12 protein-coding genes are annotated in these 14,740 nt (G+C 65.3%); 9 read left to right on the top strand and 3 right to left on the bottom strand.

What is annotated here, in order from left to right:
* The first annotated feature begins 53 nt into the window (after positions 1–53).
* On the top strand, positions 54–1,001 hold the full coding sequence (locus ACSHT2_RS10835) for an NAD-dependent epimerase/dehydratase family protein (RefSeq protein ID WP_440641553.1): 948 nt from the start codon (positions 54–56) through the stop codon (positions 999–1,001).
* Here the strand turns inward: ACSHT2_RS10835 and ACSHT2_RS10830 are convergent.
* Both ACSHT2_RS10830 and ACSHT2_RS10825 read right to left on the bottom strand, forming a co-directional pair.
* On the bottom strand, positions 989–2,008 hold the full coding sequence (locus ACSHT2_RS10830) for an MraY family glycosyltransferase (protein WP_440641552.1): 1,020 nt from the start codon (positions 2,006–2,008) through the stop codon (positions 989–991). The genes ACSHT2_RS10835 and ACSHT2_RS10830 overlap by 13 nt on opposite strands.
* Positions 2,005–2,964: a lysylphosphatidylglycerol synthase transmembrane domain-containing protein gene (locus tag ACSHT2_RS10825; protein ID WP_319329866.1), complete on the bottom strand. Its 960-nt coding sequence runs from the start codon at positions 2,962–2,964 to the stop codon at positions 2,005–2,007. The genes ACSHT2_RS10830 and ACSHT2_RS10825 overlap by 4 nt, the downstream gene beginning before the upstream one ends.
* A gap of 196 nt (positions 2,965–3,160) precedes the next feature.
* Between ACSHT2_RS10825 and ACSHT2_RS10820 the strand changes: the two genes are divergently transcribed.
* From ACSHT2_RS10820 to ACSHT2_RS10785, 8 genes are all read left to right on the top strand, one after another.
* Positions 3,161–4,150, top strand: coding sequence for an SDR family NAD(P)-dependent oxidoreductase (locus ACSHT2_RS10820; RefSeq protein WP_440641551.1), 990 nt, complete (start codon positions 3,161–3,163; stop codon positions 4,148–4,150).
* Positions 4,151–4,157: 7 nt separating this feature from the next.
* A complete protein-coding gene (locus ACSHT2_RS10815) occupies positions 4,158–5,570 on the top strand; it encodes a mannose-1-phosphate guanylyltransferase/mannose-6-phosphate isomerase (RefSeq protein ID WP_440641550.1) in 1,413 nt (470 codons plus the stop codon).
* A 184-nt stretch (positions 5,571–5,754) separates the two neighbouring features.
* Entirely contained in the window at positions 5,755–6,759 is a 1,005-nt protein-coding gene (locus ACSHT2_RS10810) for a Gfo/Idh/MocA family oxidoreductase (RefSeq protein WP_440641549.1), read from the top strand.
* A 39-nt stretch (positions 6,760–6,798) separates the two neighbouring features.
* Positions 6,799–7,950, top strand: a complete 1,152-nt coding sequence (locus ACSHT2_RS10805) for a DegT/DnrJ/EryC1/StrS family aminotransferase (RefSeq protein ID WP_440641548.1) — start codon at positions 6,799–6,801, stop codon at positions 7,948–7,950.
* A gap of 222 nt (positions 7,951–8,172) precedes the next feature.
* The gene (murJ, locus tag ACSHT2_RS10800; RefSeq protein ID WP_440641547.1) at positions 8,173–9,702 is read left to right on the top strand and encodes a murein biosynthesis integral membrane protein MurJ; all 1,530 of its coding nucleotides are present in this window, start codon (positions 8,173–8,175) and stop codon (positions 9,700–9,702) included.
* Between the two features lie 81 nt (positions 9,703–9,783).
* On the top strand, positions 9,784–12,093 hold the full coding sequence (locus ACSHT2_RS10795) for a xanthine dehydrogenase family protein molybdopterin-binding subunit (protein WP_440641546.1): 2,310 nt from the start codon (positions 9,784–9,786) through the stop codon (positions 12,091–12,093).
* Between the two features lie 160 nt (positions 12,094–12,253).
* A complete protein-coding gene (locus tag ACSHT2_RS10790; protein ID WP_440641545.1) occupies positions 12,254–12,700 on the top strand; it encodes a c-type cytochrome in 447 nt (148 codons plus the stop codon).
* 208 nt (positions 12,701–12,908) lie between these two features.
* Positions 12,909–14,192: a cystathionine gamma-synthase family protein gene (locus ACSHT2_RS10785; RefSeq protein ID WP_440641544.1), complete on the top strand. Its 1,284-nt coding sequence runs from the start codon at positions 12,909–12,911 to the stop codon at positions 14,190–14,192.
* A gap of 71 nt (positions 14,193–14,263) precedes the next feature.
* Here the strand turns inward: ACSHT2_RS10785 and ACSHT2_RS10780 are convergent, their stop codons facing one another.
* Positions 14,264–14,680: a CHRD domain-containing protein gene (locus ACSHT2_RS10780; RefSeq protein ID WP_440641543.1), complete on the bottom strand. Its 417-nt coding sequence runs from the start codon at positions 14,678–14,680 to the stop codon at positions 14,264–14,266.
* Between the last annotated feature and the right edge of the window lie 60 nt (positions 14,681–14,740).

The raw sequence follows: 14,740 nt of genomic DNA, 5'->3' as shown, positions 1-14,740 counted from the left end.
TGTGCCGCTCCGGTCGGCGGATTGTCGCACAACGCGGCTCTGGCGGAGCAACGATGAGCGAGACAAAGCCGGTCGCGCTGGTGACGGGGGCGAGCGGGTTCCTCGGCCGCCATATCGTGCCCGCGCTGACGCGGGCGGGGTGGTCGGTTCGCCGCGCGGTGCGCAGCGCGGATGGGACCGACGGCGAGGTCCTGGTCGAATCGATCGGCCCCGAAACCGATTGGCAGGCCGCGCTTGAAGGCGTTGACGCCGTCGTCCATCTCGCCGCGCGCGTGCACTACAAGAACGAGGAGCACGCGGTCCAGCTCTATCGCGACGTCAATGTCGATGGCACACTGCATTTGGCGCGCTGTGCGGCGACGGCCGGCGTGCGCCAGTTCATCTTCATCAGCACCGTTCTCGTTCACGGCCGCAGCAATGAAGACCGTGCGCCGTTCCGCGAGAACGATGTTCCGACGCCGAGTGGCCTCTACGGCACATCCAAGGCGGAGGCCGAGGCGGGCTTGCGGACGCTGGCGCGCGACAGCGACATGAAAATCTCGGTGATCAGGCCGCCTCTGATCTATGGCAGGGGCGCCAAGGGCAACTTCGCGCTGCTGACGCGCGCGGTGAGGCTGGGACTGCCGCTGCCCCTCGCGGCGATCCGCAATCGCCGCAACTTTCTCTCCGTGCAGAACCTGTCGTCGTTCATCCTGCATCGGCTCGGCCATTCCGAACCGGGAAGCAATTTCGAGATCTTCCTGCTGGCCGACCGGGAGCGGATCTCGACGCCTGAATTCATCGAACGCCTGGCGCGAGCCGCCGGCAAGCGCGCCCGGCTGTTCGGCATACCGCCAAAGCTGCTCAGCGCGGTCCTCCGCGCGATGGGCCGGCAGGATATTCATGACGGCCTGATCGGCTCGCTCGAGCTCGACATCTCCAAGGCGCTCGCGACCGGCTGGCGGCCGCCGGTCTCACTGGACGAGGGGTTGCGGCTAGCGCTGTCGACTCAGGACGCCTGAGCGCGGGAGAAACGCCGCAGCACGAGTGTGACCGCGCCCGCGCCAGCGAACATGGCGACGATCGTGATCGCCATCGAACCGGCGCGAACGGTGGCGATGGCGAGCAATGCCAGCACGAGATTGAGCGCGAATGCCTCGCCGACCACCCGCTTGGCCGTGAACCCGTTGTCGGTTGCGCGCTGATAGAAGTGCGTGCGGTGTGCCGACCAGAACGGTTCGCGCCTGATGATGCGTCGGAACAGCGTGATGGTGGAATCCGCAAGATAGTAGGCGGGCAACAGCAGCGCCGCGGCCGTCTGCCCCCGAAAGGCGAGCTCCAGCAGGCACCAGCCGAGCAAGAGGCCGATCGGCAGGCTGCCGACATCGCCCAGGAAGACTTTTGCGACCGGACGGTTGAACGGCGCAAAGCCGAGCATGGCGCCGCACAGCGCGGTGGCGATCAGCACGGCCGGCCACGAGAGATCCCCGAGCATTCCCAGCAGCAGCAGCGCAGCGGTGACCGGCACGACTTCCGCCACCGTCATCAGGTCGAGCCCGTCCATGAAGTTGACGAGGTTCACGAACCAGACGCCGGCAAGGACGATGAGGCCGCGCTCGAGCGGAAGCGGCAGCGCCGGCACGATCCGCGCGGTCTCGGGCGCGGTGAATACCACAGCGCCGACGCAGGCCGCCTGCAGCGCCAGCCGCACGATCACCGGCAGCGACTTTATGTCGTCGGCAAACCCGACCAGCGCGATCAGCACCGTCGCGCCGATCAGTACCGGCGGGATAGCGACGTTCGCCCAGGCGGCCCAGAGCGAGGCGACGATCAGAGTCGCGGCGATCACCGCGATGCCCGCGCCCTGCGGGGTCGGGATGCGATGTGAGGACCGCGCGTTCGGCCGCGCCAGTGCGTAGCGCTGGAGCAGGGGACGGCTGGTCCAGGTGACGAGCGCCGAGATCAGCGCGGCGATCGCAACGGCAAGCAGCAAGGATGCGCCGGCGAACGCTTCGGCGGCCGAGCTCACTCCGGCACTCCAATCGGGGCCGCCCCTTGCGCGGCCTTCTCCGCGCTGAGGATCCAGACCAGGCCGCCGACTGCGCCGACGATGAAGTACACGGCGCCGAACAGCAGCGAGACGTTGACGCCCTCATTGGCGGCAAGTCCCGCGAAGCCGAACGCAAGGCTCATCGTGGCTTCACGCACGCCCCAGCCGGCGATCGAGATCGGCATCATCGTGATCAGCATCACCGGCGGCACCAGCAGAAAGACGTCGCTGAAGCGAACCGGGGCCGCGATCGACTGCACGACGCACCAGGCGATGACGACGGCCAGCACGTGAACGAGGACCGACAGGATCGCGACGATCGGCCCGCGGGTGCGGCTGAAGATCACGCGATTGGCGATCGCGGCGCAGGCGTGGATGTGATGCGTGGCCCACCAGGTCTTCAGCCAGGGCCATTTCAGCATGCCGAAAATCAGAAAGCCGAGGCCGCCGGCGAGCGCCAGGAGGTCGATGAGCAGCAGGGCCGACCGCCCGTGCGGATCGGTGATGAGGGTGTAGCTCCAGGGCAGGCTGGCAACGATCACGATCGCGAGCGCGATCAGGCCGATCGCGCGGTCGACGAAGATCGAGTAGGTCGCCGCACGCCAGCCGGCTCCGGCTCGCGCGACCAGCCACAGCCGGACCGCATCGCCGCCGATCGCGGACGGCAGGGTCTGGTTGAAGAACGAGCCGATCACGTTGTAGCGCATGGCGCGGCCGAGCTCGAGCGGCGCGCCGCAGACGGCGCTGATCTGGCGCCAGCGCAGCACGCCGACGAAGATCTGCAGGAACGCGACCGCGATCGCGACGCCGATCCAGAACAGGCTGGTCGCGGTGAAGCGCGAAAACAATTCGGACAGGTCGACCTTGCGCAGCGCCAGATAGAGCAGCGCCGCGGAAATCATGACCTTGGCCGTCGACAACAGGATTCGGCGCATCTCGTCCGCATGAACAGGGTTTGCGAAGATTTGAGGCAACCCGACGCGAGGCGCCGAATTCGGCCGCTTTGGTATGGTCTTGGCGCCGATCTTGCAATAGCCGTCGTTGGGGCGTTGTGAGGAGGGCGGCGAGCCTATTGCGACCCGATCGAGCTGGCGGCTAAACAGGACCGGGCCAGGGACCCCGGGGAACAGGATGACGGATCAGGCGATTTTGGTCACGGGTGCCGCCGGCTTCATCGGCTTTCACGTCGCCCGGCAGCTCCTGGGCGAAGGCCGTCCCGTCGTCGGGCTCGACAATCTCAACAGCTATTACGATCCGGCGCTGAAGAAAGCGCGCCTGGCGCTGCTCAGGGGCTGCTCCGGCTTCTCCTTCGTCGAGGCCGACCTCGCCCACCGCGAGGCGATGGCGGCGCTGTTTGCGCAACATCGTTTTGCCAAAGTCGTGCATCTCGCGGCGCAGGCCGGCGTGCGCTACTCGATCGAGCAGCCGCACGCCTATGCCGATTCCAATCTCCAGGGCTTTCTCAACGTGCTGGAGGGCTGTCGCAACAACGGCTGTCGTCATCTCGTCTACGCCTCGTCATCCTCCGTTTATGGCGCCAACACAAAACTGCCATTTGCGGTTGCGGATCGCACCGATCATCCCGTGAGCTTCTATGCCGCGACCAAGAAGGCGAACGAGGTGATGGCGCAGTCCTACAGCCATCTCTACCGCCTGCCGGTCACGGGGCTGCGCTTCTTCACCATTTATGGCCCGTGGGGCCGGCCCGACATGGCCATGTTTCTGTTCGCGAACGCCATCATGGCGGGCAAGCCGATCCGGCTCTTTAACCATGGCAAGATGCGTCGCGACTTCACCTATATCGATGACGTGACCCGCGTCGTATCCAAGCTGATCGATCTTGTGCCTGCGGACGATCCGGCTGCCGCAAATGCGCCGTTTAAGCTCTACAATGTCGGCAACCACCATCCGGAGGAACTGATGCACGTCGTCGGTCTTCTGGAGCGGGAGCTGGGCCGGACGGCGATCAAAGAATTGCTGCCGATGCAGCCGGGAGATGTGCGGGAAACGTTCGCGGATGTCGAGGATTTGATGCGAGACACCGGCTTTGCACCGTCAACGCCGATCGAGCATGGGGTCCATAATTTCGTCACCTGGTATCGGGACTACTTCAAGGTTTGAGATCACGATGGACAAACGCATAATCCCCCTGATCATGTGCGGCGGTGCCGGCACGCGGCTGTGGCCCGCTTCGCGCGAGGTTCGCCCCAAGCAATTCCTGCCGCTGTTCGGCACGCGCTCGACCTTCCAGGACACGCTGCTGCGCGTGTCGGATCCCTCGCTGTTCGATCGTCCGATCGTCATCACCAATGCGTCCTATCGCTTCATGGTGCTGGAGCAGCTCGCCGAGATCGGCATCGAGGCCGACGTGATCCTCGAGCCGATGCGGCGCGATTCCGGCCCCGCGATCGCGGCGGGCGCGGTGTTCGCGCAGAACCGCGACAGTGAAGCGATCGTGCTCGCGCTCGCCGCCGACCACGTGGTGCAGGACAATGCCGCCTTCGTCGCGGCCTGCCGCGAGGGCCTCACCGCCGCGAGCGCCGGGCGCATCGTCACCTTCGGCGTCAAGCCGGAGCGGCCGGCGACCGAATACGGCTACATCAATCCGGGTGAGGTGATCTCCGGCGAAGTGCATGCGGTCACGCGCTTCGTCGAGAAGCCGGACGCGGTGAAGGCATCCGACTACGTCAATTCGGGCTATCTCTGGAACAGCGGCAACTTCATGTTCCCGGCCGCTGTGCTGCTCGACGAATATCGCAAGGTCGATGCCGCGAGCGTCGAGGCCGTCACGAGCGCGGTCAGCAATGCCGGCCGCGATCTCGGCTTCGTCACGCTGGAGCCCGAGGCGTTCGGCGCGGCGAAGGCGATCTCGATCGACTATGCGGTGATGGAGAAGACCTCGCGCGCCGCCGTGGTGCCGGTGTCGTGCGGCTGGTCCGACGTCGGCTCCTGGCTCGCGGTGTGGGAGTTGTCGGAGAAGGATGCGCAAGGCAATGCGGCGCACGGCACCGCCGTGTTCGAGGATTCCCGCAACTGCAACGTCACCACCGATTCCGCGCTGGTCGCGCTCGAAGGCGTCGACGATCTCGTCGTGGTCGCCACCGCGGACGCGATCCTGGTCTCGCGCCAGAAGGATGCCAACGGCCTGAAGCGCCTGGTGACGAAGCTGAAGGCGGTCGCACCGAAGGTCACCGAGGAGCATCTGAAGGTGCACCGGCCCTGGGGCAGCTATCAGTCCGTCGACAATGGCGAGCGCCACCAGGTCAAGCGCATCGTGGTGAAGCCGGGCGGGCGCCTGTCGCTGCAGAAGCACCATCATCGTGCCGAGCACTGGATCGTGGTGCGGGGCACGGCCCAGGTCACCGTCAACGAGGCCGTGAAAACGGTGCACGAGAACGAGTCGATCTACATCCCGATGGGCGCCGTCCACCGGATGGAGAACCCCGGCAAGATCCAGCTGGAGCTGATCGAGGTCCAGACCGGCTCTTATCTCGGGGAAGACGACATCATCCGGATTGAAGACGACTATCAAAGGTCGTAACCAGCAAGCTCCGAATCACGCGACCCGGGCCGCGAAGGCGGTATCTTTTGCGGCTTAAGGCCCGGGGAACGTGTAACTTTTTGAATCAAATCGTGTCCGGGTTGCCAGCTCCACATTCGCCACAAATGTGGCGGTCGTGCTAGGAGAGGCGCCGGGGATTTGGGTTGAATCGGGGTTTGCTCAGATGAGTTCCAAAGGATCTGCACCGGCGAAGGCCGGCTTGCGCGTCGGCGTCATTGGTGCCGGCGTGATGGGCAGCAACCACGCGCGCGTGCTTGCGGGACTTCCCGGCGTCAGCCTCGTCGGCGTCGTCGATCCCTCGCCGGCACATCGTGCGCGGGCAACGGAACTGACCAATTGCGAAAGCTTCGAGACGCTCGATCAGCTCTTCGCCGAAGGCGTCGACGCCGTGACCATCGCGGCGCCCACCCATCTGCATCACGAGGTCGCGCTCGCCTGCATCGCCAAGAACATCCACGTGCTGGTCGAGAAGCCGATCGCGTCCACGGTGGCAGAGGGCCGCGAGATCGTCACCGCCGCGCAGAAGGCCGGCGTGACGCTGATGGTCGGCCATGTCGAGCGCTTCAATCCGGCTGTCGCCGCGGTCAAGCAGGCCATCGCGGGTGAGGACATTCTCTCCATCGCGATCACGCGCGTCGGCCCGTTCCCGCCGCGCATGTCCAATGTCGGCGTCGTCATCGACCTCGCCGTGCACGACATCGATCTGATCCGCTGGTTCACCGAATCCGACATCGTCGAAGTGCAGCCGCAGCTGTCGAGCGCCGTCGCCGAGCGCGAGGACATCGCGCTCCTGCAGTTCCGCACCGCCAACGGCGTGCTCGCCCACATCAACACCAACTGGCTGACGCCGTTCAAGGCACGCAGCGTCACAGTCGCGACCCGCGGCAAATACGTGATGGGCGATCTGCTCACGCGCCAGGTCACCGAATGCTTCGGCTTCAAGCCGGACGGCAGCTACTCGATGCGGCATCTGCCTGTCGGCCACGATGAGCCGCTGCGCGCCGAGCTGATCGCGTTCCTGAAGGCCGTGCGTAACGGCGAGACGCCGGCGGTGACCGGCGACGAGGGCGTCGCCAGCCTCGAGATCGCCACGCAATGCCTGGAGACACCGTCGCGGCCTGCGGCCACCGCGCCCGCCCGGAAGGCTCCGCGCCGCGTCGCCGTCTGATCCCTCTCCATGTCGACGACTCCAAAAGTGCAAGGCGCCATGAACCAGCATCTGCGTTCCGACCCCATTCCCTTCATCGACGTCGGCGCGCAGCGGCGCCGGCTCGGGGCCTCGCTCGATGCGGCCGTCAAGCGCGTGCTCGACCATTGCCAGTTCGTCAACGGACCCGAGGTCTTCGAGCTCGAGAAGCAGCTCGCGGCCTATTGCGGCGCCAAGCACGTGATCGGCTGCGCCAGCGGCACCGACGCGATCCTGATGGTGATGATGGCGAAGAATGTCGGGCCCGGCGATGCCGTGCTGTGCCCATCCTTCACCTTCATCGCGACCGCCTCGCCGGTGGCGCGGACCGGCGCGACGCCCGTTTATGTCGACGTGGACGAGGCGACCTTCAACATGAGCCCGGAGTCGCTGAAGCGCGGCATTGCGACTGCCCGCAAGGCCGGCCTCAAGCCCGTCGCGGTGATTCCGGTCGACCTGTTCGGCCAGCCGGCCGATCATGATTCCATCGCCGAGATCGCCAAGGCCGAAGGCCTGTTCGTGCTCGACGACGCCGCGCAAGCGTTTGGCGCGAGCTACAAGGGCCGCAAGCTCGGCACGCTCGCGCATGCCACGGCGACCAGCTTCTTCCCGGCAAAACCGCTCGGCTGCTTCGGCGACGGCGGGGCGATCTTCACCGATGACGACGAGCTTGCCGCTACGCTGCGCAGCATCCGCGTGCACGGGCAGGGCGTGGACAAATACGACAATGTCCGTCTCGGCCTGACCGGCCGGATCGACACCATGCAGGCCGCGGTGCTGATCGAGAAGCTGAAGATTTTTGACGACGAGATCGCCGCACGCAACAAGGTCGCGGAGCGCTACGCCCGTGGTCTGTCCAATGTGGTCACCGTGCCGCGCCTCAGCCCCGGCAGTACCTCGGTCTGGGCGCAGTACACCATCCGTCTGCCTGAGGGGACCGACCGCGACGGCTTTGCTGCCGCGCTGAAGGCCCAGGGTGTGCCGACGGCGATCTATTACGGCAAGTCGATGCATCAGCAGACCGCCTACAAGCATCATCCGGTCGCAGAAGGCGGGCTGCCGGGTTGCGAGAGCCTGTCGCAGGACGTCATCAGCCTGCCGATGCACGCCTATGTGACCGAAGCCGACCAGGAGCGAATCATCGCCGCCGTCCGCGGCGCGCTCGCGGGCTGATTTGCCTCTCACCTCTCCCGAAGGGAGAGGTCGGATCGCATCGAAGATGCGATCCGGGTGAGGGGTTACAATCTCACTGAATGCTGCAGCCCCTCACCCGGATTGCTGCGCAATCCGACCTCTCCCCGTCGAGGAGAGGTGGACACCGAGCGAGCCTCTTTTTTGATCTCATGGTCGTTCAAAGCCTTATCGGCGGCCCGATAAGCCTCTAGAAGAGTCCGCATGCTCGGACGCATCTTCACGGTTGGTGGCTATACGCTGCTCTCGCGAGTGACGGGATTTGCCCGCGACATCATGCTCGCGGCGATCCTCGGCGCCGGCCCTGTCGCCGATGCCTTTTTCGTGGCGCTGCGGCTGCCCAACCATTTCCGCGCGATCTTCGCCGAGGGCGCCTTCAACGCGGCCTGGGTGCCCGCTTATGCCCATGTCCATGGCGAGAAGGGCGAGGCGGCGGCAAGCCTGTTCGCAGACCGCATCTTCACGCTGCTCCTGGCCTCGCAGGTGGTGCTGCTGATCGTCGCCTGGCTGTTCATGCCGCAGGCCATGAGCATCCTCGCACCGGGCTTCAGTGACGACGCCGAGCAACGCAAGCTCGCGATCGAGCTGACCCGGATCACCTTTCCCTATCTGCTCTTGATCACGCTGGTGACGCTCTACGGCGGCATGCTCAACGTGATGCAGCGCTTTGCCAGCGCGGCGGCGGCCTCGATCTTTCTCAATGTCGCGATGATGATGACGCTGGCGCTCGCCGCCTGGTTCCCGACCGCAGGCCACGCCGCGGCCTGGGGCGTACTCATTTCCGGCTTCCTGCAATATTTCCTGCTCGCGGGCGATCTCGCCCGCCATGGTGGCCTGCCGCGCTTTGCACCGCTGAAGCTCGACGAAGACGTCCGCGGCTTCTTCAAGGCGCTCGGACCCGCGACGCTGGGTTCGATGGGCACGCAAGTGGCGCTGTTCGCCGACACAATCATTGCGACGTTCCTGCCCGCGGGCGCGCTGTCGGCGCTCTACTATGCCGACCGTCTCAACCAGCTGCCGATCGGCGTCATCGGCATCGCCATAGGCACGGTGCTGTTGCCGGAGATGTCGCGGCGGATTACCGCCAACGACCATGACGGCGCGATGAAGGCGCAGCGTCGCGCCTTCGATTTCACGCTGCTGTTCTCGATACCGTTCGTGGCGGCCTTCCTCACCGTGCCCGACGAGATCATGCGTGCGCTGTTCGCCCGCGGCGCATTCTCGAAGGCCGATGCCGTCGCCGCCGGCGGCACACTCGCGGCCTATGCCATCGGGCTGATCCCGTTTGTGCTGATCCGCAGCGCGGTCGCGACCTTCTATGCGCGCAAGGACACGGCAACGCCGGTTCGGGCGTCGCTGACCGGCATCGCCGTCAACGTCGCGCTGAAAATCGCATTGATGGGATCGCTCGCCCAGATCGGCCTCGCGCTCGCAACCGCCGTCGGCGTCTGGACCAATCTCCTGCTGGTGCTGTTCTTCGCAGTGCGGCGGGGCTTCCTCGTTCCGGACCGGGCCTGGCTGATGTCGCTCGCGAAATTCCTGCTGACCGGCCTCATCCTGGCCGCCGCCTTCTGGTTGATCGCGCGCTTCAGCCCGGCCGCTCTTGCCTCCGTGCACGCCTTCCGGGACGAAGCGACGCTGGTCCTGCTCGCCGTCGGGGGTACCATCGTTTACGCGCTCGCAATCCTCGCGCTGTTCGGCCGCAACTGGCTGGTCTCGCTGGTGCGCGGCTAGTTTTTATTGCCAACCCGTTTGCCTTGCCAGTTTTTCCACGGCAATATGCCGGCAAAACAACCATGAGAACGGGAAGACAAAATGGCTGCTCCCATCAAGTTCGGCGTTGGCCAAAGCGTGCTGCGCAAGGAGGATGACGCGCTCATCCGCGGCAAGGGCCGCTATACCGACGATTACGCGCCGCAGGCTGCGCTCCGCTGCTTGATGCTGCGCTCGCCGCATGCGCATGCCAAATACACCATCGATGCGAGCCGGGCCCGCGGGCTCCCCGGCGTCGCGCTGATCCTGACCGCCGAGGATGTTGCGGATCTCGGCAATCTGCCTTGCCTGTTCAACCTCGAGACCGATCCCTTCACCGGACCGCCTTACCCGATCCTCGCCAAGGACGAGGTGCGCCATGTCGGCGATGCCATCGCCTTCGTGGTCGCCGAGACCATCGACCAGGCCCGCGACGCCATCGAGGCGATCGAGGTCAAATGGAGCCCGCTGCCGGCGGTGACCGGCGTCGTCAACGCCGTGAAGAAGGGCGCAGCCTTGGTCTGGCCGGACAAGCCCGGCAACGTGCTGTTCGACGTCTCGATCGGCGACAAGGCTGCGACGGAAGCCGCCTTCGCCAAGGCACATGCGGTGGCCGAAATCTCGATCGTCAATCCGCGCGTGGTCGCGAGCTTCATGGAGACGCGCGCGGCGGTGTGCGAATATGACGCCAAGCGCGACCATCTGACGCTGACCGTCGGCAGCCAGGGCAGCCACCGCCTGCGCGACATCCTGTGCCAGAACGTGCTCAACATCCCCACCGACAAGATGCGGGTGATCTGCCCCGACGTCGGCGGCGGGTTCGGTACGAAGCTGTTTCCGTACCGCGAATACGCCCTGATGGCGGTCGCGGCCAAGAAACTGAAGAAGACGGTGAAATGGGCGGCCGACCGCACCGAGCATTTCATGGGCGACGCGCAGGGTCGCGACAACGTCACCACCGCGAAGATGGCGCTCGCCGAGGACGGCAAGTTCCTGGCGATGGATTGCGACCTGATGGGCGACATGGGCGCGTATCTGTCCACCTTCGGGCCCTACATCCCGCATGGCGGCGCCGGCATGCTGCCGGGCCTCTATGACATCCAGGCGTTCCACTGCCGGGTGCGCACCATCTTCACCAACAGCGTTCCGGTCGACGCCTATCGCGGTGCGGGCCGTCCTGAGGCCGCCTACGTCATCGAGCGTCTGGTCGATGCTTGCGCGCGAAAACTCGACATGACGCCGGACGCGGTCCGCCGCAAGAACTTCATCCAGCCGAAGGCGCTGCCGTACAAGACCGCGACCGGCAAGGTCTACGATTCCGGCGACTTCGCCGCGCATCTGAAGCGCGCGATGGAGGTCGCCGAGTGGAAGGAGTTTCCCAAGCGCGCGAAGCTCGCCAAGAAGCACGGCCTGATCCGCGGCATTGGCCTTGCGAGCTATGTCGAGGTGTGCGGCACCATGGGCGAGGAGACCGCCAATGTGCGGCTCGATCCCAATGGCGACGTCACCGTCCTGATCGGCACGCAATCGAGCGGGCAGGGGCACCAGACCGCCTATGCGCAGATCGTCGCCGAGCAGTTCGGCGTCGCGCCCGAGCGCGTCCACATCCACCAGGGCGACACCGACGAGATCGCAACGGGCCTCGGCACCGGCGGCTCGGCCTCGATTCCCTCGGGCGGCGTCAGCGTCGAACGTGCCACGCGCGAGCTCGGCCAGAAGCTGAAGGAGATCGCGGCGCAGGCGCTGGAAGCCAGCGCCGGCGACCTCGAGATCTCCGAGGGCGTGGTCCGCATCGCCGGCACCGACCGCTCGATCTCGTTCGCTGATGTCGCCAAGCGGCCGGGCGTGGATCCATCGAAGCTGAACGGCAGCGCGACCTTTGCCAGCGCCGACGGCACCTATCCGAACGGCACCCATGTCGCTGAGGTCGAGATCGATCCGGCCACCGGCATCATCAAGATCGTCAACTACGTGATCGTCGACGATTTCGGCAAGACGCTCAATCCGCTGCTGCTGGCGGGACAGGTGCATGGCGGCGCCATGCAGGGCATCGGCCAGGCGCTGATGGAGCAGGTGGTGTATGGCGCGACCGACGGGCAGCTGATCACCGCAACCTTCATGGACTACGCGCTGCCGCGCGCGGCGGACGGGCCGGCGTTCGTGTTCGAGACCCACAACGTTCCCTGCAAGACCAATCCGATGGGGGTGAAGGGGGCGGGCGAGGCCGGCGCGATCGGCTCCTGCCCGGCGATCGTCAACGCCATCGTCGACGCGCTCTGGCGGGAATACAAGATCGACCACATCGACATGCCGGCAACGCCGGAGCGGGTGTGGATCGCAATCAACGAGCACCATCGCCGCCACAGCCTATGATACCAAGCAAACGCGGAACGCGTTTGCGGGGAGATCGTCCTCAACAATCATCCGGAGCGCGACGATCTGTCGTCTCGTTCTGGATGGAATGAAATCTGCCAAACGGTGTTGGCCCATTGAGGGGTCGGCACGATCCTGCATCAGGAGAAGGATTTTGCGAATGAAGCGAATGTTGGTTGTTGGGGGCGCGCTGCTGCTCGGCATGGGTGCGGTTTGGGCGCAGCAGGATTCCCTCAAGGAGGTCCAGTCCCTGATGAAAGGCAACGGCAAGAACGCGGGCGCGATGTCGGCGATGGTCAAGGGCGAGAAGCCCTACGACCAGGCCACGGTGAACAGCGCGCTGGCGCAGTTCGAGGATACCGCCAAGAAGCTGCCGAACCTGTTTCCGGCCAGCGCCAAGGGCGTGAAGCTCGACGGCGACTACAGCGCTTCGCCGAAGATCTGGGAGGACAAGGCCGGCTTCGATGCGAAGGTCGCGAGCTTCGCCAAGGTCGTCGGCGAAGCCAAGAGCAAGATCAAGGACCTCGATTCGCTCAAGGCGACGTTGCCTGCCATCGGCAAGGAATGCGGCGGTTGCCACGAGACTTATCGCGTGAAGAACGGCTGAGGCGGGCCCTTTATCCCATCTACTGGAATCGAAGGGCGGTTGCGAAGGCAACCGCCCTTTTTCTGTCCGCAAGGTCTGACGGATCGCTGTCGGAGTGGCTATCTTTGCGCCAACGGCCGCGGCGTTGGTGCGAGTTGGCGCATCTCTTTCCCGACTGCTTCATGACATCAGGAGTTCCGCGGCACCTGAATCAACAGCGAGACAGGCCATGGCAAAACCGTTCCCGTCGAAGACCCATATCGGCAACCATATGCTGCATCCGGAAACGCTGATGCTGACCTATGGCTATGATCCGCAATTGTCGGAAGGCGCCATCAAGCCGCCGGTGTTCCTGACCTCCACCTTCGTGTTCAAGACCGCCGAGGACGGGCAGGATTTCTTCGATTACGTCGCCGGCCGGCGCGAGCCGCCGGAAGGCATGGGCGCAGGCCTCGTCTATTCGCGCTTCAATCATCCCAACAGCGAAATCGTCGAGGACAGGCTCGCGATCTACGAGCGCACCGAGAGTTGTGCGCTGTTCTCATCCGGCATGGCGGCCATCGCGACCACGATCCTGGCCTTCGTTCGCCCCGGCGACGTCATCCTGCACTCGCAGCCGCTCTATGGCGGGACGGAAACCCTGCTGACGAACACGCTTTCGCGCCTGTCGATCGGCGCCGTCGGCTTTGCCGACGGGATCGACGAGGCCGCAGTCAAGCAGGCGTCGGAGGAAGCGATGGGCAAGGGGCGGGTGTCGATGATTTTGATCGAGACACCCGCCAATCCGACCAACGGCCTGGTCGACATCGCGATGATCCGCCGTGTTGCCGACGCGATCGGAAAGGCGCAGGGACACACACCGATCATCGCCTGCGACAATACGCTGCTCGGACCGGTGTTTCAGCGGCCGATCGAGCATGGTGCGGACCTCTCGCTGTATTCGCTGACCAAATATGTCGGCGGTCATTCCGATCTGATCGCGGGCGCCGCGCTCGGCTCGAAGGCGATCATGAAAGGGATCAAGGCATTGCGCGGTGCCATCGGGACCCAGCTCGATCCGCATTCCTGCTGGATGATCAACCGCTCGCTCGAGACGCTGAGCCTGCGGATGGAGAAGGCCAACGACAATGCGCGCATTGTGGCCGACTTCTTGCGCGACCATCCGAAGGTCGCCAAGGTCCACTACCTCGGCCATCACGGGGAGGCCTCGCCGGCCGGGCGCGCGTTTGCGAGGCAGTGTCTCGGTGCCGGATCCACCTTCTCCTTCGACATCGAAGGCGGCAAGGAGGCGGCGGTCAAGTTCCTCAACGCGCTGCAGATCCTCAAGCTGGCGGTGAGCCTCGGCGGAACGGAATCGCTTGCGAGCCTGCCCGCAACCATGACGCATTCCGGCGTCCCCGCCGACATCCGCCGCAAGATCGGCGTTCTCGATTCCACCATCCGGCTGTCGATCGGCATCGAGAATCCGTCGGACCTGATCGCCGACCTCGCGCAGGCGCTGAACGCGGCTTGACGCCCCCCGGAATCGAAAGGCCGGACGCCCCCTCCAGCGCCCGGCCTTCGCCGACGAAGCAGCCTCGAGGCTTACTTCGTCACCTGTCCCCGGATCTCGCCGCCCGGGTTCGCCGCCGTGTGGATGTTGATGTAGTACTTGCCGCCGAGCAGATCGGCGGCCTGCGCGTCCGTGAGCGTCGCTTCGCCCTTGACCGGGCTCGAACTCGCATTGGGGATCGCGACCGCGACGCCTGCGTTCTTGCCGGTCTCGGCAGGCCCGTGGAAATGCGCGGCGGTGGCTGGCCCGGAGAGGCCGGAATAAGTGACGGTCCAGGACAGTTTCTTGCTGGCGGCATCGTAGTTCAGATCGGCCGTTCCCGTGCCGCTGCTGGTCGTTGCGGGCACCTCGGCCTTGCCGTCGAGCGTTGCCTTCAGTTTTTCGGCGCAGGCCGGTCCTGCGACAACAACGGCACCGAGCGCAAGCACGGCGATGACGGATTTGTTCATGACATTCTCCCTGTTGAACCCGACGGGGCTGCCAAACTTCCAACAGCCGGCATTTCAGTT

This window comes from Bradyrhizobium sp. PUT101, from assembly GCF_052043945.1.
Classification (GTDB): Bacteria; Pseudomonadota; Alphaproteobacteria; order Rhizobiales; family Xanthobacteraceae; genus Bradyrhizobium.
The sequence above is the reverse complement of the archived record's forward strand: the minus strand, read 5'-3'. Positions and strand labels throughout refer to the sequence as shown.

What these genes read in the sequence shown, in the direction of transcription:
- ACSHT2_RS10805 (WP_440641548.1), top strand. Translation starts at nt 6,799, where the DNA reads ATGAACCAGCATCTGCGTTCCGACCCCATTCCCTTCATCGACGTCGGC.
- ACSHT2_RS10810 (WP_440641549.1), top strand. Translation starts at nt 5,755, where the DNA reads ATGAGTTCCAAAGGATCTGCACCGGCGAAGGCCGGCTTGCGCGTCGGC.
- ACSHT2_RS10825 (WP_319329866.1), bottom strand. Translation starts at nt 2,964, where the DNA reads ATGCGCCGAATCCTGTTGTCGACGGCCAAGGTCATGATTTCCGCGGCG.
- ACSHT2_RS10815 (WP_440641550.1), top strand. Translation starts at nt 4,158, where the DNA reads ATGGACAAACGCATAATCCCCCTGATCATGTGCGGCGGTGCCGGCACG.
- ACSHT2_RS10795 (WP_440641546.1), top strand. Translation starts at nt 9,784, where the DNA reads ATGGCTGCTCCCATCAAGTTCGGCGTTGGCCAAAGCGTGCTGCGCAAG.
- murJ (WP_440641547.1), top strand. Translation starts at nt 8,173, where the DNA reads ATGCTCGGACGCATCTTCACGGTTGGTGGCTATACGCTGCTCTCGCGA.
- ACSHT2_RS10835 (WP_440641553.1), top strand. Translation starts at nt 54, where the DNA reads ATGAGCGAGACAAAGCCGGTCGCGCTGGTGACGGGGGCGAGCGGGTTC.
- ACSHT2_RS10780 (WP_440641543.1), bottom strand. Translation starts at nt 14,680, where the DNA reads ATGAACAAATCCGTCATCGCCGTGCTTGCGCTCGGTGCCGTTGTTGTC.
- ACSHT2_RS10790 (WP_440641545.1), top strand. Translation starts at nt 12,254, where the DNA reads ATGAAGCGAATGTTGGTTGTTGGGGGCGCGCTGCTGCTCGGCATGGGT.
- ACSHT2_RS10820 (WP_440641551.1), top strand. Translation starts at nt 3,161, where the DNA reads ATGACGGATCAGGCGATTTTGGTCACGGGTGCCGCCGGCTTCATCGGC.
- ACSHT2_RS10785 (WP_440641544.1), top strand. Translation starts at nt 12,909, where the DNA reads ATGGCAAAACCGTTCCCGTCGAAGACCCATATCGGCAACCATATGCTG.